The sequence below is a fragment of the Paenibacillus sp. y28 genome (genome assembly GCF_037137075.1).
Lineage (GTDB): Bacteria > Bacillota > Bacilli > Paenibacillales > NBRC-103111 > JBBBNV01.
On record NZ_JBBBNV010000015.1, the window covers coordinates 68,667 to 93,467 of the forward strand.

The 24,801-nt window shown below is 53.7% G+C and carries 21 protein-coding genes; all 21 read left to right on the forward strand.

Annotated elements, in window-relative coordinates; genetic code table 11:
* Positions 1–18: 18 nt before the first annotated feature.
* The 21 genes from WBG83_RS13550 to sigG all read left to right on the forward strand — a co-directional run bounded on the left by WBG83_RS13550 (position 19) and on the right by sigG (position 24,798).
* Positions 19–1,284 carry an adenosylhomocysteinase gene (locus tag WBG83_RS13550; protein WP_336745625.1) on the forward strand — a complete coding sequence of 422 codons (1,266 nt, stop codon included), beginning with the start codon at positions 19–21 and terminating at the stop codon, positions 1,282–1,284.
* 577 nt (positions 1,285–1,861) lie between these two features.
* Positions 1,862–2,299: a division/cell wall cluster transcriptional repressor MraZ gene (gene mraZ, locus WBG83_RS13555; protein WP_336745673.1), complete on the forward strand. Its 438-nt coding sequence runs from the start codon at positions 1,862–1,864 to the stop codon at positions 2,297–2,299.
* Between the two features lie 21 nt (positions 2,300–2,320).
* Positions 2,321–3,280 carry a 16S rRNA (cytosine(1402)-N(4))-methyltransferase RsmH gene (gene rsmH, locus WBG83_RS13560; protein ID WP_336745626.1) on the forward strand — a complete coding sequence of 320 codons (960 nt, stop codon included), beginning with the start codon at positions 2,321–2,323 and terminating at the stop codon, positions 3,278–3,280.
* Between the two features lie 45 nt (positions 3,281–3,325).
* Complete coding sequence (gene ftsL, locus WBG83_RS13565; protein ID WP_336745627.1) at positions 3,326–3,772, forward strand: cell division protein FtsL; 447 nt, start codon at positions 3,326–3,328, stop codon at positions 3,770–3,772.
* A gap of 30 nt (positions 3,773–3,802) precedes the next feature.
* Positions 3,803–6,088 carry a penicillin-binding transpeptidase domain-containing protein gene (locus tag WBG83_RS13570; protein ID WP_336745628.1) on the forward strand — a complete coding sequence of 762 codons (2,286 nt, stop codon included), beginning with the start codon at positions 3,803–3,805 and terminating at the stop codon, positions 6,086–6,088.
* Between the two features lie 138 nt (positions 6,089–6,226).
* Positions 6,227–8,152 (forward strand): stage V sporulation protein D, encoded by a 1,926-nt coding sequence (locus WBG83_RS13575; protein WP_336745629.1) that lies wholly within the window; start codon positions 6,227–6,229, stop codon positions 8,150–8,152.
* Positions 8,153–8,263: 111 nt separating this feature from the next.
* Positions 8,264–9,751, forward strand: a complete 1,488-nt coding sequence (locus WBG83_RS13580; RefSeq protein ID WP_336745630.1) for a UDP-N-acetylmuramoyl-L-alanyl-D-glutamate--2,6-diaminopimelate ligase — start codon at positions 8,264–8,266, stop codon at positions 9,749–9,751.
* Positions 9,748–11,145 (forward strand): UDP-N-acetylmuramoyl-tripeptide--D-alanyl-D-alanine ligase, encoded by a 1,398-nt coding sequence (locus WBG83_RS13585; protein ID WP_336745631.1) that lies wholly within the window; start codon positions 9,748–9,750, stop codon positions 11,143–11,145. The genes WBG83_RS13580 and WBG83_RS13585 overlap by 4 nt, the downstream gene beginning before the upstream one ends.
* Positions 11,146–11,161: 16 nt before the next feature.
* Positions 11,162–12,115 (forward strand): phospho-N-acetylmuramoyl-pentapeptide-transferase, encoded by a 954-nt coding sequence (gene mraY, locus WBG83_RS13590; RefSeq protein ID WP_336745632.1) that lies wholly within the window; start codon positions 11,162–11,164, stop codon positions 12,113–12,115.
* Positions 12,116–12,131: 16 nt separating this feature from the next.
* Entirely contained in the window at positions 12,132–13,595 is a 1,464-nt protein-coding gene (gene murD, locus WBG83_RS13595) for a UDP-N-acetylmuramoyl-L-alanine--D-glutamate ligase (protein WP_336745633.1), read from the forward strand.
* 84 nt (positions 13,596–13,679) lie between these two features.
* Positions 13,680–14,777, forward strand: coding sequence for a stage V sporulation protein E (gene spoVE, locus WBG83_RS13600; RefSeq protein WP_336745634.1), 1,098 nt, complete (start codon positions 13,680–13,682; stop codon positions 14,775–14,777).
* Between the two features lie 11 nt (positions 14,778–14,788).
* Positions 14,789–15,859 carry an undecaprenyldiphospho-muramoylpentapeptide beta-N-acetylglucosaminyltransferase gene (locus WBG83_RS13605; RefSeq protein WP_336745636.1) on the forward strand — a complete coding sequence of 357 codons (1,071 nt, stop codon included), beginning with the start codon at positions 14,789–14,791 and terminating at the stop codon, positions 15,857–15,859.
* Positions 15,860–15,948: 89 nt separating this feature from the next.
* Entirely contained in the window at positions 15,949–16,179 is a 231-nt protein-coding gene (locus WBG83_RS13610) for a hypothetical protein (RefSeq protein ID WP_336745637.1), read from the forward strand.
* A gap of 14 nt (positions 16,180–16,193) precedes the next feature.
* Positions 16,194–17,099 carry a UDP-N-acetylmuramate dehydrogenase gene (gene murB, locus WBG83_RS13615; protein ID WP_336745638.1) on the forward strand — a complete coding sequence of 302 codons (906 nt, stop codon included), beginning with the start codon at positions 16,194–16,196 and terminating at the stop codon, positions 17,097–17,099.
* Positions 17,100–17,114: 15 nt separating this feature from the next.
* The gene (gene murA / locus WBG83_RS13620) at positions 17,115–18,389 is read left to right on the forward strand and encodes a UDP-N-acetylglucosamine 1-carboxyvinyltransferase (RefSeq protein WP_336745639.1); all 1,275 of its coding nucleotides are present in this window, start codon (positions 17,115–17,117) and stop codon (positions 18,387–18,389) included.
* An 82-nt stretch (positions 18,390–18,471) separates the two neighbouring features.
* A complete protein-coding gene (locus tag WBG83_RS13625) occupies positions 18,472–19,230 on the forward strand; it encodes a cell division protein FtsQ/DivIB (protein ID WP_336745640.1) in 759 nt (252 codons plus the stop codon).
* Between the two features lie 230 nt (positions 19,231–19,460).
* On the forward strand, positions 19,461–20,693 hold the full coding sequence (gene ftsA / locus WBG83_RS13630; RefSeq protein ID WP_336745641.1) for a cell division protein FtsA: 1,233 nt from the start codon (positions 19,461–19,463) through the stop codon (positions 20,691–20,693).
* A 116-nt stretch (positions 20,694–20,809) separates the two neighbouring features.
* Positions 20,810–21,937, forward strand: a complete 1,128-nt coding sequence (ftsZ, locus tag WBG83_RS13635) for a cell division protein FtsZ (protein WP_336745642.1) — start codon at positions 20,810–20,812, stop codon at positions 21,935–21,937.
* A gap of 220 nt (positions 21,938–22,157) precedes the next feature.
* Positions 22,158–23,075, forward strand: a complete 918-nt coding sequence (spoIIGA, locus tag WBG83_RS13640; protein ID WP_336745643.1) for a sigma-E processing peptidase SpoIIGA — start codon at positions 22,158–22,160, stop codon at positions 23,073–23,075.
* Between the two features lie 79 nt (positions 23,076–23,154).
* On the forward strand, positions 23,155–23,877 hold the full coding sequence (gene sigE / locus WBG83_RS13645; RefSeq protein WP_336745644.1) for an RNA polymerase sporulation sigma factor SigE: 723 nt from the start codon (positions 23,155–23,157) through the stop codon (positions 23,875–23,877).
* A gap of 138 nt (positions 23,878–24,015) precedes the next feature.
* Entirely contained in the window at positions 24,016–24,798 is a 783-nt protein-coding gene (sigG, locus tag WBG83_RS13650) for an RNA polymerase sporulation sigma factor SigG (RefSeq protein WP_336745645.1), read from the forward strand.
* The last annotated feature ends 3 nt before the right edge of the window (positions 24,799–24,801 follow it).

A 24,801-nucleotide genomic window follows, 5' to 3' on the forward strand; every position in this document is an offset into this window, starting at 1 on the left:
TAACGGAGGTTACGCATAATGAATACAGCAAAAGAAAGAAGCATTGTTACCGATCTGGCTCTGGCGCCGGAAGGCCATCTCAAAATCGATTGGGTTCAAGCGCATATGCCGGTGCTGAACCGGATTCGGGCGCAATTCGAGAAAGAACAGCCGTTTAAAGGGCTGAAAGTTGCCATTTCCCTTCACCTGGAGGCCAAAACGGCCTATTTGGCCAAGGTTATCCAAGCCGGCGGTGCTGAAGTGGCTATTACAGGCAGCAACCCGCTTTCCACCCAGGACGATGTATGTGCGGCGCTGGTGGAAGACGGCATTACGGTATTTGCCAAGTACAACCCGGAACCGAAGGAATACAAGGACCTGATGGTCAAAACGCTGGAAACGAAGCCGGACCTCATTATTGATGACGGCGGCGACCTGGTTTCCATTCTTCATTCCGAGCGTCAGGACCTGCTTGCCCAGGTTCGGGGCGGTGCAGAAGAAACAACAACGGGCATTTTGCGCCTGAAGGCGATGGAAAAAGAAGGCCAGCTGAAATTCCCGATGGTTGCTGTAAACGATGCATTCTGCAAATATTTGTTCGACAACCGCTACGGAACAGGCCAGTCGGTATGGGACGGCATCAACCGTACCACGAACCTCGTCGTGGCAGGAAAGACTGTTGTCGTTGCCGGATACGGCTGGTGCGGCAAAGGCGTGGCGATGCGTGCCAAGGGTCTTGGCGCGAACGTCGTTGTGGTTGAGGTGGATGCGATCAAAGCGGTTGAAGCTTACATGGACGGCTTTGCCGTAATGCCGATGATCGAAGCGGCTAAGGTCGGCGATTTCTTCGTAACCGTGACCGGCAACAAGGACATCATCCGCGGCGAGCATTACAAGGTCATGAAGGACGGGGCGATTCTGTCCAATGCCGGACACTTTGACGTGGAAGTGAACAAGCCGGAGCTGGAGGCATTGTCTGTATCCAAGCGCACTGTGCGCCGCAACATTGAAGAATACAAGCTGGCGGACGGCCGCAAGTTTTACATTTTGGCGGAAGGGCGTCTGGTCAACCTGGCTGCAGGCGACGGCCACCCGGCGGAAATTATGGATATGACCTTCGCGCTTCAGGCGATGTCGCTTAAGTATGTGAATGACCAGTATGAGTCGATTGGCGCACAGGTCGTCAACGTGCCGTATGAGCTGGATGAGCAGGTAGCCCGCTTTAAGCTGGAATCGCTCGGATTCAGCATTGATACCTTGTCTGCGGAGCAGAAGGAATATTTGGAAAGCTGGCAGGAGCATTAATATTTACCCTGTCCGTGGCCTGACCCCCGTCATGCGATGCCACACTGCGCGCAGTGCGAAGACTTTGGATAGGGAAGCTGCAGCTGACGGCAGCACGATCTGCCGGGATGCGTTCTAGAGGCTTTCTCGTTTGGAATGAAGGGTGCCGGACATGGCACGTTTCATGAAGAACGGGGAAGCTTTTTTGTTATTTTTATCGTTATGGCAAGACGGCTGCAGAGAGGTCCTTTGACAGGGAGAAGGGCCTTCGGCTTCAGGCTGGAATTCGTTCAATTCGGCCCGGAATTATTGTAAAAAAATCCGTTGTTGCCGGAGATGCTTACATGCACGGGGCCTTGGCTGTAAGAGGCGACTGAAGCCTGTTTGCCTTGATGCTCACCTCCAATGTTCGGTTTTTTCTGAAAAAGGGAGTGATTTTATAGGGGAATATTCTTTTCTCTACCGATACCGGGGCGGCAAAACGGAACGATATGAAAAAAAAGGCGCTCCAGAGCAGGAGTTTTCATTTCGGTGGAGAACTTGTATTATCAGGTGGTGAAAAGTGGGGCAAAGTGGTGGCGAGGGGTGGATGGTTGCGATGTTTATGGGCGAGTACCAGCACAGCATTGACGAGAAGGGCCGGCTCATTATTCCGGCAAAGTTTCGTGATGCGCTTGGTTCGAGCTTTATCGTAACCCGGGGCCTGGACAACTGCTTGTTCGTGTACCCAAGGCCCGAATGGTCCGTACTGGAGCAAAAGCTGAAAGCACTGCCTTTAATGAAGTCGGACGCCCGGGCGTTTACCCGTTTCTTCTTTTCCGGCGCGACCGAATGCGAACTCGACAAACAGGGAAGGGTAAATATACCAAATACACTGGTTGATTTCGCCAAGCTGGAGAAGGACTGTGTGGTGCTCGGCGTTTCCAACCGGGTGGAGATTTGGAGCAAGCCGGTGTGGGAGGGCTATTTTACTGCATCCGAGGAATCGTTCAATGATATCGCCGAGAAGCTGGTGGATTTCAATTTTGATTTATAGCAAGCTGGGAGGAAAGCGGCAGTGTTTCATCATGTGACTGTACTGAAAGAGGAAGCCGTAGATGGATTAAGCATCAAGCCCGACGGGATTTATGTGGATTGTACTCTTGGCGGGGCCGGACATAGCTCTTTAATCGCGTCGAAGCTGAGCGACAAGGGGCTGTTAATTTGTCTGGATCAGGACGACGTGGCACTTGACAATGCAAGGAAGGTGCTGTCATCCCAAATGCACCATGTCAGGCTGGTCAAAAGCAATTTCCGTTATTTGCAGCAGGTGCTCGCATCCTTGCCGGAGGTGCCGCAGAAGGACGGAATACCCCAGGTGGACGGGGTGCTGTTTGACCTTGGCGTGTCCTCTCCGCAGCTGGATGAAGCAGACCGGGGCTTTAGCTACAACCATGATGCCGAGCTGGATATGCGCATGGACCGGGACGAGCTGCTGACGGCCAAGGAAATTGTGAATGAGTGGGATGAGCAGGAAATTACCCGCATTTTGTTCGAATATGGCGAAGAGAAGTTTGCCCGCAAAATTGCCCGTACATTCGTAGAGGCCCGCAAAGCTGCGCCGATTGAGACAACTGGACAATTGGTGGAGCTTATTAAGCAGGCGATTCCGGCTGCAGCGAGAAGAACGGGGCCACATCCGGCCAAACGGACCTTCCAGGCGCTGCGCATTGCGGTGAATGACGAGCTTGGCGCATGCGAGGAGGCACTGGAGCAAGCTGTCCGCTGTCTTAAGCCAGGCGGAAGGGCGGCAGTCATTACGTTTCATTCTCTGGAGGATCGTCTGTGCAAGCAGGCATTCGCCAAATTTATTGAACGCTGCACCTGCCCGCCGGATTTCCCGATGTGCGTCTGCAGTAAAGCATCGCAGCTTAAGCTTGTCAATCGTAAGCCTGTAGAGCCGGGAGAGGCGGAGCTGGAAAGAAATCCGCGCGCCCGATCGGCCAAGCTTAGAGTGGCCGAGAAGCTGTCCGTCTAACTTATCGAATGAGCATTCGATAGCCATTAAAAGGAGGTTTTGATCGTGCCAGCATACATTCATGGCAGCTTAGCGGTAGAAGAACGCACCACGCAGCCTAAACGTGGAACCGCAAAGGAAACAATCCGGACGGTATATCGCCGCAAAGCTATCCCGGTACAGGAGAAGCTGCTCTATCTGCTAACCGTTATTGCTTGCGTGCTTGTGGCGGGGGCGATCATCTTCCGTTACGCGCAAATCTATGAAATGAACAGCCGGATTACGAGTATGGAAGAAGATATCAAAATGCTCCAAATGGAAAATAACCGCTTGAAGCTGGAAATTGGCAGAAGGAACTCCCCAGAGCAGCTTCAGAAGGAAGCGGCCAAATACGGGCTTGTCCCGATGGACCCGAAGACGGGAAAGGCGGTCACGGAGAGCAAATCGGGCTCGGCTGTCCAAGGCGGTCAGCAGCAAAAGACAACAGCATCTGAGCAAAATAAAAAACAATAAACTAAAAACAACGGAGAAGGATATATAAGCATGATTCGTACCATTCGACTTCGTACATTGCTAATTGGAGGGGTATTTACCCTTTTTTTTGTTTTACTGGCAGTCCGCGTGTACTGGGTCCAAATTGTCGACAGTGCCTGGCTTGTAGGCGAAGCCCAAAAAAATTGGCATAAAAGCCAGACGATTCCTTCCCAACGCGGGGCTATTCTGGACCGGAACGGCAATTTGCTTGCAGAAGACGGTCCATCCTATAACGTTGCGATTGACCCGAATGCGATTAATAAAAACGGGACGCTTGAAGAGGTTGTTCAGGGGCTGTCCGCTATTTTGGGCAAGCCTGAGCAGCAGCTGCGCGAGCTGGCTACAGCCAAGACGGAAAAGGGCGCCTTCTGGAACTGGCGGGAAGTTCGCAGTGAAGGCTGGAATATTGATAATGAGGTCGCAGACCAAATCAAGGAGCAGTTTGCTCCCGCCAGACAAGTGTTTGGCGGCGTAACGAATTTTAAGGAATACGGCATCTATTTGATGCCGCAAAGCAAACGCTATTATCCGGGCGGACGGCTTGCCTCCCACATTTTGGGTTTTATCAATAAGGAAGGCAAAGCAACGCAAGGCATCGAATACTATTATGACAACATCTTGCACGGTACAGACGGCAAAATCGAAACGGCGAAGGACCCGCAGGGCAATGAGCTTCCAGGAGCCAACGTGTATTACGAAGCGCCGATTGACGGCAATAATGTCAAGCTGACGATCGATAAGCAAATCCAGTCGTACATGGAATCGGCGATGGAAACCTCCTTCCAAAAATGGCGGCCCAAGGCGATGTCAGCGATCGCGCTTAACCCGCAAACGATGGAAATTCTGGGCATGGTCAGTTTGCCGAATTTTAATCCGAACAAATACTGGCAGGTTCCGGGCGCCGGGGATTTGACGAATCATGCCATCTCCGGCCAGTTTGAACCGGGCTCGACCTTCAAGCTGGTAACCTTGGCGGCGGCGGTGGAGGAGGGCATCTTCAAGCCGAATGATTCGTTTATGTCCGGATCGATCACGTTGCCCGGCGGAGACAAGCTCCATGACCATGATAGAGCAGGATGGGGAGCCATTAGTTATTTGGACGGGCTGAAGCGTTCGAGTAACGTTGCGTTCGTCAAGCTTGGCTATGAGCAGCTGGGCGAGGCCAAGCTTCGGGAGTATATCGAGCGATTCGGCTTTGGACAAAAAACAGGCGTGGATATGCCGGCGGAAGCAAAGGGAACCATCCGGTTCAGGTATCCGACGGAAATTGCAACGGCCACCTACGGCCAGGGCGGGGTTGCGGTCAGCGTGATGCAGCTGGCGGCGGCTTACGGGGCAATCGCAAATGGCGGCAAGCTGATGACACCGTATATCGTCAAGGAAATTGATGATGCCAAGACGGGTCAGGTGATTCAAAGGACGGAGCCGAAGTTTGTACGCCAGGTGGTTTCCGAGGAAACAGCCCGGAAGGTCAGCGAATATTTGGAGCAGGTGGTATCCGATCAAAAAATCGGTACCGGCAAGTCGGCCTACATCGAGGGTGTGCGGATTGCCGGTAAAACCGGTACAGCGAACAAGGTTATTAACGGCCGCTATTCGACAGACCGCTGGATTATCTCGTTTGCGGGCTACGCGCCGGCGGAGGACCCAAAAATATTATTCGTCATCGTTTCGGATGAGCCTGATTTAAAAGGGGACTATCATCTGGGCAGCAACGCCACACAGCCGGCTTTCCGGGAAATGATGCTTAATACGCTGCGCTATATGGGAATTACCTCTGCAGCGCAGGAGGCGCAAATTTCCGAGAAGGATTACAGCGTGTCGGTTCCTCAGGTTACCGATCAACCGCTTTCGCAAGCGAAGAAAACACTGGATACGAACAAGATTGGCTATGAGGTGCTCGGAAATGGGACCAAGGTGCTTCAACAATATCCACAGCCCGGGACTGAAATTGGCCTTTTGGAACGAATGATTTTGTTGACTGACCGTGCCGATCAGGTGAAGCTGCCGAATTTAAACGGTAAATCGATGCGCGATGCTCTTGCGATATGCTCGATGCTTCAGGTGAATTGTGCTGTTGCGGGCGAAGGCTACGTTACGAGCCAAAAAAAGCTTGAGGGCGGCACAGACGTGATGCTGGAGCTGCATCCTTGGGGCGAGAAGCCGAACGAGAGCGGCAAGGAGGATGCGGCGAAAGGGAAAGAGAAGGAAGCTGCCAAGGAACCGGCAGGCGGGGCTCAAACCTCCAGCACGAAAACCGGCTCATCCAAGGTGAGTGCTTCCGCAAGGCAGTAACGACCGAATATGCGGCAAGGTCCATTCCTTTTGGAAATTGCCGCATATCTTGCATATGACAGTAAAGCTTGTTCTAACCGGGCCTTGTCCTGAATAGTCATGAACTAACAATTCGTGCTGTTCAGGAGGGCCTTTTCAATGAAATTGTCTGGAGCTATGCTCAGGCGCAGGCTGTTTTGGGCGCTGCTGCTCACTTCTCTGCTTTTTGTCGCTCTGCTGTTCCGGCTTGGCTACGTGCAATTATGGATAGGACCTGTGCTTGCGGAGCGGGCGGAGGATTCCTGGCGGCGGGAAATTCCGTTCGCCGCCAAGCGGGGGGAGATATGGGACCGCAACGGGGAGAAGCTGGCTTATAACATCAGTACGCCAACAGTATGGGCGATTCCTGCACAAGTGAAGGACCCCGGCCAAGCGGCAAGTGAGCTGTCGCGGGTGCTGCAAATCCCATATGACACAGTATACGGGCTCGTCACCAAAAAAGAAATGAACGTCCGCATACAGCCGGGTGGCCGAAAAATAACGGCGGCGAAGGCCGACGAGGTCCGCCAATTGAGTTTGCCGGGTATCGTTGTGGCGGAGGATAACAAGCGGTATTATCCGTTCGGTTCGCTGGCGGCTCACGTGCTGGGCTTTACAGGCATCGACAACCAAGGGCTGACCGGAGTCGAGCTGTCGCACAATGACCGGCTGAAGGGGATAAAAGGCAGCATTTCCTATTTGGCCGATGCGGCAAATCGCGTGATGCCGGGATCTTCCGAGCAGTATACCGACCCCCGGGACGGCTTGAACCTGCAGCTGACGATTGATAAACAAATTCAGTCCTTCATGGAACGTGAGTTTGATCAGGCGATGCTGCAGTTTCAGCCGCAGCATATCATCGGCATCGCCATGGACCCGACGACGGGCGAGATTTTAGCCATGTCCTCGAGACCGACCTACGAGCCGGCTCATTTTAATCAATCGCCGGTAGAGACGTATAACCGAAACTTGCCGATTTGGATGACCTACGAGCCGGGCTCGACCTTCAAGATTATTACGCTTGCGGCCGCCATTGAGGAGAAGAAGGTCGATTTGTTCAATGAACAATTTTACGACCCCGGTTATATTGAAGTTGCCGGGGCCCGTCTCCGCTGCTGGAAGAAGGGCGGCCATGGCAGCGAGAGCTTTTTGCAGGTTGTTGAAAATTCCTGCAACCCGGGCTTTGTGGTGCTAGGCCAGCGGCTCGGCAAGGAGAAGCTGTTTGAATACATACGCGGGTTCGGCTTCGGACAGAAGACGGGCATCGACCTGCGGGGCGAAGAAAACGGCATTATGTTCAAGCTGTCCAGAGTCGGCCCGGTGGAGCTGGCGACCACATCGTTTGGTCAAGGGGTTTCCGTAACGCCGATTCAGCAGGTGGCTGCCGTAGCGGCTGCCGTCAATGGCGGCAAGCTGTTTAAGCCTCATGTCGCCAAGGCCTGGGTGCATCCGGTTACCGGTCAGGTGATGGAGAGCGTCCAGCCGGAGCTGGTGCGGCAGGTGATCTCCGAGCAGACCTCCAGGCAGGTGCGGGAGGCTTTGGAGAGCGTCGTCGCCAAAGGAACAGGACGCAACGCCTTTATTGACGGTTATCGTGTCGGCGGAAAAACCGGTACTGCGCAAAAAGCGGTGAACGGGCGTTATTTGACGGATGAGCACATTGTCTCCTTTATCGGTTTTGCGCCGGCGGACGACCCGAAAATCGTCGTATATGTAGCTGTGGATGACCCGCAAGGACTCCAATTTGGCGGTCTTATCGCTGCGCCGATTGTCAAAAATATTATGTCGGATGCGCTTCGTTATATGAACGTGCCGCAGCGCAAGGATCAGATTCAGCGTGATTTTAAATATGGGGATACGCCGATTGTAGAGGTGCCTGATTTGGTCGGCATGAGCGTCCAGGACATTTATGAAGACTTGAATTCGAATTTTACCCTTATTAAATCAGGAACGGGTCAAGTCGTTGTCAGCCAGCAGCCTGCGGCAGGGACACGGCTGGAGCGTGGCTCATCCATTCGTGTGTTTTTATCAGGAAATTCACAGTAGTCATCGCCGCCTGTCCAAGTATACAATGGGGGAGGAAACCCGATAATGGTTGATATCCGGCCGTTATCGGGTACATAAGGCAGAACATAGGTGGTTGGGGGAGGAAACGTCATGCGGCTTCGCGAGCTTGCTTCTTTATTTACGCTGTGCCGGATCGTCGGAGACGGCGAGACCGAAATTAACGGCATTGGTCTGGATTCCCGGCAGTTGCGCCAGGGGGACCTGTTTGTATGTATTCCGGGGGTAAAAACAGATGGGCATCAGTATGCCGGGCAAGCGCAGGCGGCAGGCGCTGCTGCGCTTGTGGTGGAGCGAGAGCTTGATGTGGCGCTGCCGCAGTTGGTTGTGAAGGAGGCGCGTCAGGCTATGGCGGCCATCGCATCTCATTTGTATGGATACCCGAGCCGGACCCTGCGCGTCATCGGCGTAACCGGCACAAACGGCAAAACCTCGACTGCATGTATGATTGAGCATTTGCTGCGCAGTGCGGGTCAGGAAACGGGCTTAATGGGAAATTTGGGTGTCAAGATCGGCAGCGATCTGCTTCCCGTTTCATTAAATACACAGGAATCCCACGATTTGCACCGCTATTTCCGGATGATGCTGGATCAGGGCGCATCGTACTGCGCGATGGAAGTATCGAGCATGGGGCTGGCAATGGGCAGGGTGAAGGGCTGTGAATTCCGCACGGCTGTTTTTACCAATCTGACCCAGGACCATCTGGACGATCATAAAACCATGGACAATTACAAGGCGGCCAAAGGGCTGCTATTCTCACGTTTGGGCAACGGTTTCCATGCTGAACCGGAGAAGCGGAGGTTTGCCGTTCTGAATGCGGATGACCCGGTAAGCGCCGAGTATGCGCGATTGACCACAGCGGAGGTCATTACCTACAGCCTTCATCCGGGGGCAGACGTGTATGCTGAAGAGGTGCGTGTGACTCCGGGCGGAAACCGGTTTCGGCTGCGAAGCTTTGCAGGTGCTGCGGAGATTTCGATGAAGCTGGTAGGCAAATTCAATGTTTCTAACGCCCTGGCCGCCGCAGGGGCAGCACTGGCAGAGGGACTGACCGTAGATCAGGTGCAGGCCGGACTGGCTACGATGCCGGTGGTCAGCGGAAGAATGGAGCTGGTTGACGGAGGCCAGCAGTATCTGGTCATCGTGGATTACGCCCATACTCCGGACGGACTGGATAACGCCCTGTCCACTATCCGGGAATTCGCGCAGGGCCGCGTCATTACCGTGTTCGGCTGCGGAGGGGACCGCGATCGTACGAAGCGGCCGATAATGGGCCGGATTGCGGCTCAATACAGCGATGTGGTTATCGTAACCTCGGATAATCCTCGCAGTGAAAATCCGGAATCCATCTTGCAGGAAATTGTTCCGGGGCTGCAGGAGGCCGGTTTGGCGGAGCATCAATATACACTTCTGGCCGACCGGAAGGCGGCGATACAAAAAGCAGTTGAAATCGCAGGCCCGGACGATGTAGTATTGATTGCGGGCAAAGGTCACGAAACGTATCAAATTATTCATGGCGTCAGCTATGACTTCGATGACCGCATCGTTGCCAGAGAAGCGATAAGGGGCGTATTGCGATGATTAAACGGACGCTGGCACAAATTGCGCATATGGTAGACGGGGAACTGTCTGCAAAGGAAACGTCGCCGGGTGCGTTGTGGATTGAAGGAGTATCCACCGATTCGCGGAGCATTCAGGCGGGCAATTTGTTTGTGCCGCTCGCAGGAGATAACTTCGACGGCCACGCCTATGTTGAAGGAGCCATTCAAAGCGGGGCGGCCGCCGCATTGTGGCAGCGCGATCACGGACCGGCGCCGGAGGGCAGGCCGATTGTTGTCGTGGAAGACAGTCTCATCGCATTGCAGCAGCTGGCTGCGGCCTACCGGGATGAGCTGGATGTACGGGTTATCGGCGTGACCGGCAGCAATGGAAAAACGACGACAAAGGATATGCTGGCGGCTATGCTCGGCACGGTTTTTTGTGTTCATAAAACGCAGGGCAACCTGAATAATCATATTGGTGTTCCGTTGACGCTGCTTCAGCTTGCCGAAGAAACACAGGTAGCCATCATTGAAATGGGCATGAGCGGACGGGGAGAGATTGAGCTGCTGTCCCGTCTGGCGAAGCCGGAAGCTTCCATCATTACCAATATCGGCGAGTCGCATCTTCTCCAACTGGGGTCAAGGCAAGAAATTGCCCGCGCCAAGCTGGAAATTGCGGCAGGCATGCCGCACGGGTCACTGCTGGTCACACAGGGCGACGATCCGCTGCTGGCGGAAGAGCTGGGCCCGGTTGTGGCTGCCGGTGCATTCCGGCACACCCGTTTTGGGCAGGGGCAGGATAATGATGTATACCCGATCGAGATCACGCTGGATGATCAAGGGACGCATTTCAAAGCAAATGGCTCCGATATCCGCTGGTTTGTACCGCTGCTGGGCCAGCACAATGTCATCAATGCGCTTGGCGCTATAGCGGTATGCCGCTCTTTCGGAGTCGAGGATCAAGAGCTGGCCCGCGGTCTGCGTCAAATGCAGGCAACGGGAATGCGCATCGAGCTGGTCAAGGCGCCGAACGGCCTCACCATTTTGAACGACGCATACAATGCAAGCCCATCGTCCATGCGGGCAGCACTGAAGCTGCTGGCCGAAATGAAGGGCTATGAGAGTAAGGTGGCGGTGCTGGGCGATATGCTGGAGCTGGGTGACGGGGAAGCACAGTTTCACCACGACATCGGCAGCCAAATCGATTCGCTAACCGCCGATTATGTATTCACGTATGGGGAAAGGGCGCGGCATATTGCAGAAGCGGCTGCGGCTCGGCTACCGGCCGGGCATGTGCTGTCTTTTTCCGACAAAAGCCTGCTCGTGGATCAACTGCTTCAGGTTGCTCAGCCGCAGGATATTATATTGGTCAAAGGTTCACGCGGCATGAAGCTGGAAGAGGTCATCGGCGGCCTGCTGCAAGCCGTGAAATAGAGAGGGGAGTCTAGTTTTGGAGCTTAAAGCCATTATACTAACCATGGGCGTCGCTTTTGTGCTGGCGATGGTACTCGGCCCGATTATCATCCCGCTGCTCAGGCGGCTGAAGTTCGGGCAGCAAATCCGCACTGACGGTCCGCAAAGCCATCTGAAAAAGAAAGGGACGCCGACGATGGGCGGGATTATTATTTTGCTCGCCTTGTCGCTTGCGTATTTGCGGTTCTCCGACCTGAATCAAGATGCGGTCATTTTGCTGGTGGCGGCGCTCGGGTTCGGTCTGGTTGGCTTTCTGGATGATTATATTAAAATTGTACTGAAGCGCTCCCTCGGCTTGACCGCCCGGCAAAAGCTGTTCGGCCAGCTGCTGTTCGCCTGCATCGTTTGTGTTCTGCTGGCGCTGAAAGGCCACAGCACGGAGGTAGCTATTCCATTTACGCATTGGAGCATAGAGCTGTCCTGGCTTTACTACCCCCTTGTTGTAATCATGATGCTCGGCTCCTCCAACGCCGTCAATTTCACTGACGGTCTGGATGGGCTTTTGGCGGGTACGAGTGCTATTGCATTCGGCGCGTATGCCGTCATCGCCATGATACATGCCGAGCCGGAAGCAGGGATTTTCTCTGCCGCGATGGTCGGCGCGGTGCTGGGCTTCCTGGTTTACAATGCGCATCCCGCCAAGGTCTTCATGGGAGATTCAGGATCGCTCGGTATCGGAGGCGGCCTGGCTGCGGTAGCCGTGCTGACCAAGTCGGAGCTGCTGCTTGTGCTGGTGGGCGGCGTGTTTGTCATCGAGATGCTGTCTGTGATTATTCAGGTGATTTCTTTTAAAACACGTGGCAAACGGGTGTTCCGCATGAGTCCGATTCATCATCATTACGAGCTGGGCGGCTGGTCGGAATGGCGGGTCGTCATTACATTTTGGCTTGCCGGACTTATTTTTGCCGGCATTGGACTTTTAAACCAGTAAGGGGTTGTTCGTTTCAATGTGGTCACCAGAAGATTATCACGGCCGGGAGGTCGTTGTGCTAGGCTTGGCCAAAAGCGGTGTAGCCGTGGCCAAATTGTTTCACCGTTACGGTGCGAACGTCACTGTCAACGATAAGAAAGAACGTCAACTATGCCCTGAGGCCGCAGAATTGGAGGCCCTGGGTATTTGTGTTATTTGCGGCAGCCATCCGGAGACGCTCATTCATCCCGGTGTGGCGCTCCTCGTCAAGAATCCGGGCATTCCCTATACGGTGTCCCCGGTCGTTCAAGCGGAGAATCTGGGGATTGAAGTCGTTACCGAGGTTGAGGTTGCCTACCAGATCTGCAAGGCGCCAATGATTGGAATTACCGGCTCGAACGGAAAAACCACGACAACGACGTGGGTTGGACTTATGCTGGATGCGGCGGGCAAGCGGCCGATTGTTGCCGGGAATATCGGAACGCCGCTGAGTGAGGCGGCGGAACAGGCGGATGCCGATAACTGGATGGTTGTCGAGCTGTCCAGCTTTCAATTAAAAGGAACTCGTTCCTTCCGTCCCCGGATAGCCCTGATCACCAACTTCTATGAGACCCATCTTGACTACCATGGCTCGATGGAAGACTATGTCGAATCCAAGGCGAAGCTGCTTGCCAATCAGCAGGACGGCGATATTTTTGTCGTTAATGAGGATGATACCGTTTGCCGTAGTCTTGCTGCCCGCACATCCGGGAAGCTGCTGCGGTTTTCGTGCCGCCAGCGGCTGGAAAGCGGTGTTTATTTGGAGCCGCCGCTTGGGACAGGCAGCGAAGAGGAAGCGGCAGGCCGTCAAATCGTATACCGGACTGCGGACGGAGCTGTGACGCCGATTTTACCTGCCCGGGAAGTAGGCATTCCGGGCGAGTTTAATTTGGAAAATGCGCTTGCCGCCACGGCTGTTGCCTTGTCTGCCGGTGTAGATCCGGCACTCATCGGCAGCGTGCTTCATGAATTCCGTGGTGTTGAGCATCGGCTGGAATTCGTGCGTGAATCCGGCGGGATTGTTTATTATAACAATTCCAAGGCAACCAATCCGGCGGCAACGATCAAAGCGCTGGAATCGTTCGAGCAGCCCATTGTCCTGCTGGCCGGAGGCCTGGAGCGCCATATGGAGTATACGGAGTTACTCCCTTATTTCCGGGAACGGGTGAAGGCGGTCGTGGCCTTCGGCCAAACCCGGGACAAAATAAGCCGGGTCGCCGCTGAGGCGGGCCTGGACCTTATCGCGGTTGTCGATGAGCAGTCGCTTCAGAGCCCTGCGCAGTCCTTCGGTTCGGCTTCCGAGCTGGCGGCAGCGGTGCTGCAGGAAGCCGTCACCCGCGCCAAAGCATTTGCCGAGGAAGGCGACATCGTTCTGCTCTCGCCGGCGTGCGCTAGCTGGGATATGTTCGCCTCCTATGAGGAGCGTGGACGCATTTTTAAACAAGCTGTGCATAACCTGTAAATAGAAGGGGCTTGACCGGATTTCAGGACTTATTTTATTCCATTCCCAAGCCCTGAACTTCTATTAGACAGGTGGTGTCGGATTATGACAAAAGCGAAAGCGATGCCGGACCCGTGGATCATCATTGCCACACTGGCCATTCTGGGAATCGGTGTGGTTATGGTGTACAGCGCAAGCGCGGTGCTTGCGTTCCATGACTTTGGCGACAGCTTTTATTATTTAAAGCGTCAGGCTATTTTTGCAGTGCTTGGCATTGTGGCTATGTTTTTCACGATGAATGTGGATTACCGCGTGTGGCGCAGATGGGCGTTTCCCGGCCTATTGATTTGCTTCGGGCTCCTGGTCATCGTACTCATCCCTGGGGTCGGTGTCGTTCGAGGCGGCGCCCGCAGCTGGCTCGGCATCGGATCGCTCGGCATTCAGCCCTCCGAATTTATGAAGATGGGCATGATTGTTTTTCTGTCCAAGTGGCTGGCTGAGCCGGTGCATCCCATCACAGGCTTTACGCGGGGGCTGCTGCCACCGCTGGCCACAATTGGCGCTGCTTTCGGCTTGATTATGCTGCAGCCGGATCTGGGCACCGGGGCTGTGCTTGTCGGAGCCTCGTTGATCATTATTTATACAGCTGGAGCACGGATGGCCCACCTGGCTGGACTCGGCTTGCTCGGTGTCGCCGGCTTTGTCGGCCTGATTGCCGCCGCACCGTACCGGCTGAAGCGGATTACAGCATTTCTGGACCCGTGGCAGGACCCGCTGGGCGCAGGGTATCAGTCGATTCAATCCCTTTATGCAATTGGACCGGGCGGGCTGGTTGGGCTGGGACTCGGAATGAGCCGGCAAAAATACAGCTATCTGCCCGAGCCGCAGACGGATTTTATTTTCTCCATTATTGCCGAGGAGCTTGGGTTTATCGGCGGAGCGACGGTGCTGGTGCTGTTTCTGCTGCTGGTTTGGCGCGGCATGCGTACGGCGATGACTGCGCCGGATACGTTCGGGAGCCTGCTGGCGGCCGGCATTGTCGGCATGATCGCAGTGCAGGTCGTCATCAATATCGGGGTCGTGATCGGCATGTTCCCGGTTACCGGCATCACGCTTCCATTAGTAAGCGCCGGGGGGTCCTCCCTGACACTCATGCTGACGTCCATCGGCGTACTGCTTAATATTTCCCGTTACGCGAGGTGATTTTTCAGATTATGAACAAAATTGTTTTTACCGGAGGCGGTTCGGCCGGGCACGTCACGCCGAATCTGGCGCTGATGGCGAAGCTGCGTGCCAAGGGCTGGCGTGCGGAATATATCGGGTCCCGGGACGGCATTGAGAAGCAAATCATCGCATCTTCCGGAATTCCGTACCATGCGATTTCATCGGGCAAGCTGCGCCGTTATTTTGATTTGAAAAATATAAAGGACCCGTTTCGCGTCCTGCTCGGCGTTGGCCAAGCGTACCGTTTGCTCCGCCGGATTAAACCGGATATCGTTTTTTCCAAGGGAGGCTTCGTTTCCGTGCCGGTTGTGGTTGGCGCCTGGCTGAACCGGATTCCGGTCATCATTCATGAGTCGGATCTGACGCCGGGGCTGGCCAATAAGCTGTCGGTTCCTTTTGCCGCGAAGGTATGCACGACCTTTCCCGAAACGACCCGTCATCTGCCGCCGGGAAAGGCGGTTTCCATCGGCCTGCCGATTCGTGAGGAGCTGCTGCAGGGCAGTAAAAGCAAAGGGCTGAACATATGCCATTTCTCCGGCGAAAAGCCCGTGCTGCTTGTTATGGGCGGAAGTCTCGGGGCCCAGCGGATTAATGAGGCGGTACGGGCTGCGCTTCCGGAGCTGCTGGAGCGGTTTCAAGTGGTCCATATTTGCGGAAAGGGCCAGCTCAATTCCGAGCTGGAGCGCCGGCACGGGTATCGCCAGTTTGAATTTATTCAGGAGGAGCTTCCGCACATTTTGGCCATGGCCGATGTGGTTGTGTCTCGTGCCGGAGCAACGTCGATATTTGAATTTTTATCTTTGTCCAAGCCCATGCTGTTAATTCCGCTGACCCGTGGCCAGAGCCGGGGCGATCAAATCATGAACGCGGAATCGTTCGAGCGGCAGGGCTATGCTGCTGTTCTGCCTGAAGAGCAGCTTACCCCGGAACGGCTGGTCCTGGACGTGAGCCAGCTGTACGCCCATCGTGAGCAGGTGCAGGCCCGGATGCCGAAGCAGGCCGGACGCGCCAGCGCCGAAGCGGCTGTACGGCTTATTGAAGAAACGGCCGCAAAGGCGTGAATTTGAATTGAATTGGGCGATTGTCACACACATTGCTCTTCTGACATAAACTACACTATAACCGTGACAGACACCCGGAAAGCTCGAAGATGCATACAAAGGCCAGGTGGAAAGGCTGCTTTGCCAGACCGGTGCTGGATATAGGGGCTGGTTTACTGCTTACTCCACAAGCTGCGATTAGTTCGGAGAATGAACATGATTCTTTGACGCAGCGCAAGCGAGCTTTTGCGATGCAGCTGGAAGCCATGCATCGGCGTCATGCACCTGCGGCGATCGCCCGCCTGAAGATGCAGCAGCGTCATGCTTCCGATGTTCTGTGAAGGAGGTTTATCCCATGCAACACGTTGTTTCCGAACTCCAGGCCGCGCATGTAGGAAAGCTGCTGTTTCAGGAGCCGTTAGCCGCTTATACGACCTGGAAAATCGGCGGTCCGGCAGACTGCCTCATCATTCCGGATAGTAAAGAAGCGCTTGCCGAGACGCTTCGTATCCTGTATCGCCACGGGGTGCCATGGATTGCGATCGGCAGAGGGTCCAACATGCTCGTTTCCGACAAAGGCATTCGGGGGGCGGTCATTTTGCTCGGGCGTGCCTTTGAATACTTGAATTTCGACAACGAGCGGGTTATTGCCGGCGGAGCCTTAAGCTTCATTAAATTATCGGTGCTGGCCGGCAAGCAAGGACTGACCGGGCTGGAGTTCGCGGGAGGTATTCCGGGTTCAGTGGGAGGAGCCGTTTACATGAACGCGGGAGCGCACGGGTCGGATGTTTCGCGTATTCTCAAGCAGGCTGATATTGTGCTGGAAACCGGGGAGTTGGTCACATGGACCGCGGAGGAGCTTGAATTTGCATACCGTCATTCCATCCTGCATTCGATAAAAGGCATTGTAACCGAAGCGGTTTTTGAATTGAGCAGCGGGAACCGTACGGAAATCGCGGCTGCGATGGCCTCGTACAAGGACCGCCGGATCAAGACGCAGCCGCTGCAAATGGCCTGCGCCGGCAGCACGTTCCGTAATCCCGAGGGGACGTATGCGGCGAAGCTTATCGAGGAAGCGGGACTAAAAGGATTGCGGGTCGGCGGCGCCGAAGTGTCGACGCAGCATGCCAATTTCATCGTGAACACCGGGCAAGCGACAGCCGCTGATGTGCTCACCCTTATGGATCAAATGCGCAGCAAGGTCCAGGAACTTTACGGCGTGGATTTGATCCCCGAAGTATTGGTGGTGGGTGAGCCGTAAATCGGAGGTGGAACTTTGGAGAAGTTGGTGATTGACGGCGGGAGACCACTGTCTGGAACCATCAGGATACATGGGGCCAAAAACGCGGCGCTGCCGATTCTGGCAGGCTCTCTGCTCGCCGGCGGCGTTCACAGACTGGAGAATGTGCCGAACTTGCTGGATATTGGGGTGATGCTGTGCATCTTGAAGGGGCTTGGCTGCCGTGCGGAACAGCAAGGGGAGACCGTAACGGTGGACACCACCACGCTTGCTTCGTCCCATGTGCCTGAAGATCTGATGAAACAAATGCGTTCCTCCGTTTTTCTAATGGGACCGCTCCTGGCCCGTTTCGGGTATGTCCAGGTGTATCAGCCGGGAGGCTGCGCCATCGGAGAACGCAAAATCGATCTTCATTTGCGCGGCTTGCAGGCGCTCGGGGCCGTCATTGAGGAAACGCCGGAAACGATTGTATGCCGGGCGGAGCAATTGAAGGGTGCCGACATTGTACTGGACTTTCCAAGCGTAGGGGCAACGGAAAACATTATGATGGCTGCCGTGCTGGCAAAGGGAACCACGACGATAACGAACGCGGCCCGTGAACCGGAAATTCAGGATTTGCAGCATTTTTTGAACAAGATGGGGGCCCGCATTATTGGAGCCGGTACGGATACGATTACGATTGAAGGCGTAACAGAGCTGAAGGCTTGCCATTACTCTATTATTCCTGACCGTATCGTTGCTGGAACGGTTATGGTTGCTGCCGCCGCTACCCGAGGCAGTGTTACCTTGCAAAACGTCTGCGCACCGCATCTGACGTCCGTCATGCATGTGCTGAAGCGGGCAGGTGTTCAAATGACGGTTTGCGGTGATATAATAAACATAAGCTGCGCAGGACGGCCCAAAGCCGTAGAGCGTATTGTCACATCGCCATATCCTTCGTTTCCAACCGATTTGCAGGCTCAAATTATGGTGCTTCTGGCACTAGCTGACGGACTTAGTATAATGAAAGAAACTATTTTTGAAGGCCGGTTCAAGCACGTGGATGAGCTGGGGCGGATGGGTGCCGACATCCGGACGGATATGAGCTCTGCCTTCATTCGCGGGGTGCCCCGTTTGTACGGAGCTGCAGTGGAAGCGACTGACCTGAGAGCCGGAGCAGCTCTTGTTATCGCCGGACTTGCGGCAGGCGGCAGAACCGTCATTGAACAAATTCATCATATTGACCGCGGATACGATCATATTGAAACGATGTTTGCCCGGCTTGGCGGTCAAATCCAGCGCTTCTCGCCGGTGGAGCAAATCATTCCATAAGATAACAAGCGGCCAAGCAGCCCCTTCATACGAAGGGGATGTAGGCTTTTTAACGCATATATGCCTGAAGGTGGTGCCCGATTTGTCTACAGCCTACGACAAGGTTCCTGCGCTAACGAAGCAAACGAAGACCAAATCACGCAGCAGCCGCAGGTTGCTCGTTTTTCTTTTGATGTTTTTTATTATTCTGCTTTTTGTGTTGTTCTTTCGATCTTCAATTAGTAGAATTGCTATTATTGAAGTTTCGGGCAACAGCGCGCTTACGACCGACGAAATTGTACAAGCTTCGGGGGTCAAGGAGGGCGATCATTTTTTGGCTGTCCGCTCCACGGTTATTATGCAGCGGGTTAAAGCACTGCCAGCCGTAAAATCGGCCGAGGTGTCCAAGGATTTCCCTGGCCATATCCGCATTATCATCGAAGAGTTTCCGCGCGTGGCGTATCAGATTAGCCCGGAAGGCAAGACTGAAGCGGTATTGTCCAGCGGATGGAGCTATCCGCTGGACAACTATGCGCCTATCGATAAGCCGATCATCAGCGGGTGGAATGAAGAAGACCCGTGGCGCAAGAAGCTGTGTGCGGCGCTGACGGCGCTGACCCCGGTGCAGCTTTCCTATATTTCGGAGATTCGGCCGGCGCCGACCAACTCGTATCCCGACAAAATCAAAATGTATGTTCGCGCCAACTATGAGGTGTATACAACCGTTACAAAGCTTCCCGATAAAATGAAAACACTGGATGATATCATCGAAGATTTAAAGAAGAAGCAAATTACTTCCGGAGTTCTGGAGCTGCTGGAGGTTGATGTCCACCGCTCTTTCGATCTTTTCTACCAAAAATAGTTAAAAAAGGTGATATTGCTTGCATTATTGAGATTTTGGCAACTTTAAGCGAAAAACGTAAAATTAGACTACTCTTTCATATGAAGAAATGTTAGAATTGCACTTATGGTATGTTCTTTTGAAAATTTGCAATAAAAAAAGAGGGAAATTCATAGCGGTGTGGAATATGTACATTGGTTCTTTTACAAAAGTCGTGGTTTATATTTCTAGTACGGGAGGTGCCCAGACGCTTGAGCAATAATGACACCATTGTCAGTTTGGACATCGGCACATCCAAAGTGCGGGCGATTATCGGAGAGGTAGGCAGTGGCGCGATACACATTGTGGGTGTCGGTTCGTCCGATTCGGAAGGTATTCGCAAAGGAGCAATTGTAGATATTGACCAAACCGTCCAGTCCATCAAAAGTGCCATCGACCATGCAGAACGGATGGTAGGCATTCAAATAGCCGAAGTGTTTGTAGGCATTTCAGGTAATCATATCGCGCTTCAATCCAGCCACGGCGTAGTGGCGGTTTCCAACGAGGATCGTGAAATCGGTGAAGAGGATATCGAGCGCGTCTTACAGGCGGCCAAGGTTATCGCTCTTCCGCCCGAGCGGGAAATTATCGGAGTCGTTCCAAAGCAATATGTAGTAGACGGCTTGGAAGGGATTCAGGACCCGCGCGGCATGATTGGCGTGCGGCTGGAAGTGGAAGCGACGATTATTACCGGTGCCAAAACGGCCATTCACAATTTGCTGCGCTGTGTGGAGCGGACCGGATTGAAAGTATCCGGCTTGGTGCTGATGTCTCTGGCGGCAGGCCAGCTGACGCTGTCGAAGGATGAGAAGATGATTGGAACGGCGCTGGTCGATATCGGAGCAGGCGCAACGACAATTGCGGTCTACGACCAAGGAAATCTTGTGGCGACGTCCACACTGCCCATTGGGGGCGAATTTATAACGAATGACATTTCAATCGGACTGAAAACCCAAGTGGAAATCGCCGAGAAGGTGAAGCTGAAGTACGGCTGTGCTGTGTTCAATGATGCGGATGTAGATCAGGTGTTCAAAGTTCCGCGCATCGGTTCAAACGGTGATAAGGAATACAGTCAGCAGGATTTGTCCTCTATCATCGAGCCGCGTGTTCAAGAAATTTTTCAACTGGTTCGCGCTGAAGTGGCACGTCTGGGCTATCCTGAGGTTCCGGGGGGCTATGTGCTGACTGGAGGTACTGTATCGATGCCCGGCATGCTTATTATCGCCCAGGAAGAGCTGAATACGTCGGTACGCATTGCGGTTCCTGATTTCATCGGGGTGCGAGAGCCTGCTTACACGAGCGGGGTCGGAATCATACAGTATGTTTCCAGATTTGTGAAAACACGTGCGACAGGCACGGTTAAGAAAACAACCGTGAAGCAGCCGGTCAAGCAAAAGACAAACCTGGTGGAGCGTGTGAAAAACTGGTTCAGCGAATTTATTTAACATGAATTTCAGAATCATTGTATAAACGGATGCCGGCTGCTGTAGACAAGCAGGCCGTTCCGTTTATTGGCCGCACTTTTATCATCCGCATCATTTTGAGGGGAGCATGAAGGACTATGTTTGAATTTGATTTGGATCTGGACCAGATGGCGAAGATCAAAGTCATCGGGGTTGGCGGCGGGGGAAGCAACGCTGTGAACCGGATGATCGAGAGTGGCGTAACGGGTGTTGAATTTATTACTGTGAATACGGACGCGCAAGCGCTCAATATGTCTAACTCGGAAACGAAGCTGAAGCTGGGCGAGAAGCTGACCCGTGGTCTTGGCGCGGGCGCTAACCCGGAAATCGGTAAGAAAGCAGCGGAAGAATCACGGGAGTCGATCATCAATGCGCTGAAGGGTTCGGATATGGTGTTCGTTACCGCTGGTATGGGCGGCGGCACAGGCACCGGAGCTGCTCCGGTGATTGCCGAGATTGCCAAAGAATGCGGCGCATTGACAGTAGGCGTCGTTACCCGGCCGTTTACCTTCGAAGGCCGGAAGCGCGCGCTGCAGGCCGAGCAGGGCATTGCCGCTCTGAAAGAAAAAGTAGATACGCTGATCATTATTCCGAACGATCGTTTGCTTGAAATCGTCGACAAGAAAACGCCGATGCTGGAAGCATTTATCCATGCGGATAACGTGCTCCGTCAAGGGGTACAGGGCATTTCCGACTTGATTCAGCGTCCGGGTCTGATTAACCTTGATTTTGCTGACGTCAAAACGATTATGACTGAACGCGGCTCGGCTCTGATGGGCATTGGCGTAGCCAAAGGAGAGAACCGCGCGGCCGAGGCTGCCAAACAGGCAATCATGAGTCCGCTCCTGGAAACGTCCATTGACGGTGCCCGCGGTATTTTGATGAACATTACCGGCGGTATTAACCTCAGCCTGTACGAAGTCAATGAGGCGGCCGATATCGTGATCTCGCATTCCGATCCGGAAGTGAATATGATTTTCGGAGCTATTATCGATGATACGTTTACCGATGAAATTATGGTGACCGTGATTGCGACCGGTTTCGAGCATAAGCCTGCGAGTGTTCCACAGCACCCGGGCCGCCGCCCAGGCGCTGCAGGGGGCACAGGGCAAGAACAAGGCGAGAGCCGTCAAAACGTGCGTCCGTTCGGGAGCCAGCCTTCTACGGACCAACTGGATATTCCGACCTTTCTGCGTAACCGCGGCCGGAATCTTTCTGACAAATAATCTAGTAACTAGCCTGCAATCTTGCAGCAGGGAAAGAGCCTTTCCTTTTGTCCTTTGGGACGAAATGGAAGGCTCTTTTTGTGTTGGCCGGGATGACAAAAAAACAGAGAAATTCGTGACAAGGTTTGACAGACTTCTATTAGAGCATGGGCTATACTGATTTCGTCCGGCGGATGACCGATAACCCGCATCGTGCAAGCCATTAAGAGAGGGGGAGCAGATGGTCGTTTATGCTGATCTGGTCTTCCTCGCCAATACGCTGATGGACGGCCTGCTGCTATATATGACGGCCCGTGCACGCAAGCTGCGGTGTCCGTGGTGGAGGCTGGCCGTAACTTCAGCGGTAGGCGGCGCTTATACTGTGCTGCTGTTTTACCCCATGTTAAGTTTTATGTTCAGTATGGCGGCAAAATGCATGGTTTCGGCGCTGCTCATTTGGATGGCTTTTGGCTTTGGTGGACTGCGTAACTACGTAAGCAATATAGGCATGTTCTTCCTAATCAGCTTTGCGGCTGCGGGGGGCCTATTTGCCATCCATTATTTTTATCAGCCGGCGGATGTGATTTTGTCCAGCATTTGGTTTCCGCAGGAAGGCGATGGAGGCCAGCCGCTTCGCGTGGGATTTTTGGTAACGGCTATAGCTTTTCCTTTGATGCTGTGGCTGTTCAAAATGGTGCTTGGCGGAGCACGCCGGCGGGAGCAGTTGACCAGCTGCCTGGCCGATGTGGAGGTTCGGGTAGAAGGCAGTGTGTATCATTGTAAAGGTCTGATTGATACAGGAAATCAGCTGTATGATCCGTTGACCCGTACGCCGGTTATGGTTATGGAGACGGTGATATGGCAGGAGGTTTTGCCCGCATCCTGGGTGGAGCGCATCCGGGGCGGGCGTGTGGAGGAGCTAGTCAGCGGGCTGGAGCAGGAGGAGTTTATTTGGCAGGATCGGCTTCGTTTCGTCCCTTACCGGGGGGTGAACCGGGATACCCGGTTTATGCTGGCGATTAAGCCGGATCAGGTTGTCATTCGTCATGAGGAGCGTACGATAGAAGCCGCTAAGGTGTTAGTGGCGCTGGATGCGGGAAAGCTTTGCGGAGATGGCTCCTACCAAGCCATTGTTCACCCCATGCTGATGAGCGGGTAAGACATTGCCGCAGGAAAGCATGCACAGAATTTGCACCGAAATGAGTAGACAATAAAACCGCTGGGAGGAGAATCAAGACATGATCATGAAATGGAGGCTGCAGCTGCAGCTTGGATTATACCGGTTCTTGTTTCTTCTGGGTTTGAAAAGTGAAGAAATTTACTACATTGGCGGCAGTGAGGCGCTGCCTCCCCCTCTCACACGGGAAGAGGAAGAGTACCTGCTGGAGAAGCTTCCCACAGGTGACAGCGCGATTCGTTCGGTGCTGATTGAACGAAATCTTCGCCTGGTTGTATACATCGCCCGTAAATTTGAAAACACAGGGATTCACATTGAGGACCTTGTTTCCATCGGAGCAATTGGCCTCATTAAAGCAGTCAACACCTTCGATCCGGAGAAAAAAATAAAGCTGGCCACTTATGCCTCGCGCTGCATTGAGAACGAAATTCTGATGTACCTGCGGCGCAATAACAAAATTCGGACCGAGGTGTCCTTCGATGAGCCGCTTAACATTGATTGGGACGGCAACGAGCTGCTGCTTTCGGATGTGCTCGGCACAGAGAATGATACCATTTACCGCAATATAGAGGAGCAGGTGGACCGCAAGCTGCTTCATAAAGCATTGGATAAGCTGTCGGAGCGGGAGCGTATTATTATGGAGCTCCGGTTCGGGCTGCAGGATGGGGAAGAGAAAACACAAAAGGACGTGGCTGACTTGCTGGGCATCTCGCAGTCGTATATTTCGCGGCTGGAGAAGCGGATAATAAAACGCTTACGAAAAGAATTTAACAAAATGGTGTGATCGTTCAAAGCCGTACCGGGTGCGGTTTACAAAGCATGATAGCGCATTATCGCGTAGGCGTGCGGCTGGAAGCGGCGCATAAAAAACAGGTCCAAGGGGATAATTAACATTAATGTTTCTCCTTGGGAGGTAGTCGCGTTGACCCGAAATAAAGTGGAGATCTGTGGAGTAGATACCGCGAAATTGCCTGTTCTCACCAATGCCGAGATGCGCGAATTGTTCGTGCAGCTTCAGACGCAGGGGGAGCGGGCGGCAAGAGAGAAATTGGTAAACGGCAACTTGAGACTGGTGCTCAGTGTCATTCAGCGCTTCAACAACCGGGGCGAATTCGTCGACGATTTGTTCCAGGTCGGCTGTATCGGTTTGATGAAGGCCATTGATAATTTTGATCTAAGTCAGAATGTCAAATTCTCGACGTATGCGGTGCCGATGATTATCGGAGAAATACGCCGTTATCTGCGGGACAACAACCCGATTCGGGTGTCGCGCTCCTTGCGGGATATCGCTTATAAAGCGCTGCAGGTTCGGGATTCCTTGACCGGGAGCAACTCCCGGGAGCCGACGATTTATGAAATTTCCGAAGCGCTTAATGTACCCAAGGAAGATGTTGTATTTGCGCTTGATGCGATTCAGGATCCGGTTTCATTGTTTGAACCTATCTATCATGATGGGGGAGACCCGATTTATGTGATGGATCAAATCAGTGATGAGCGCAACAAGGACGTCTCCTGGATTGAGGGGATCGCCCTCCGGGAGGCGATGCGGAAGCTGGGGGACCGGGAGAAAATGATTTTATCGATGCGCTTCTTTGATGGGAAAACCCAGATGGAAGTTGCTGATGAAATCGGCATCTCGCAGGCGCAGGTGTCCCGTCTGGAGAAGTCCGCCATTTCGCAAATGCAAAAGCACGTCAAAAATTAAGGA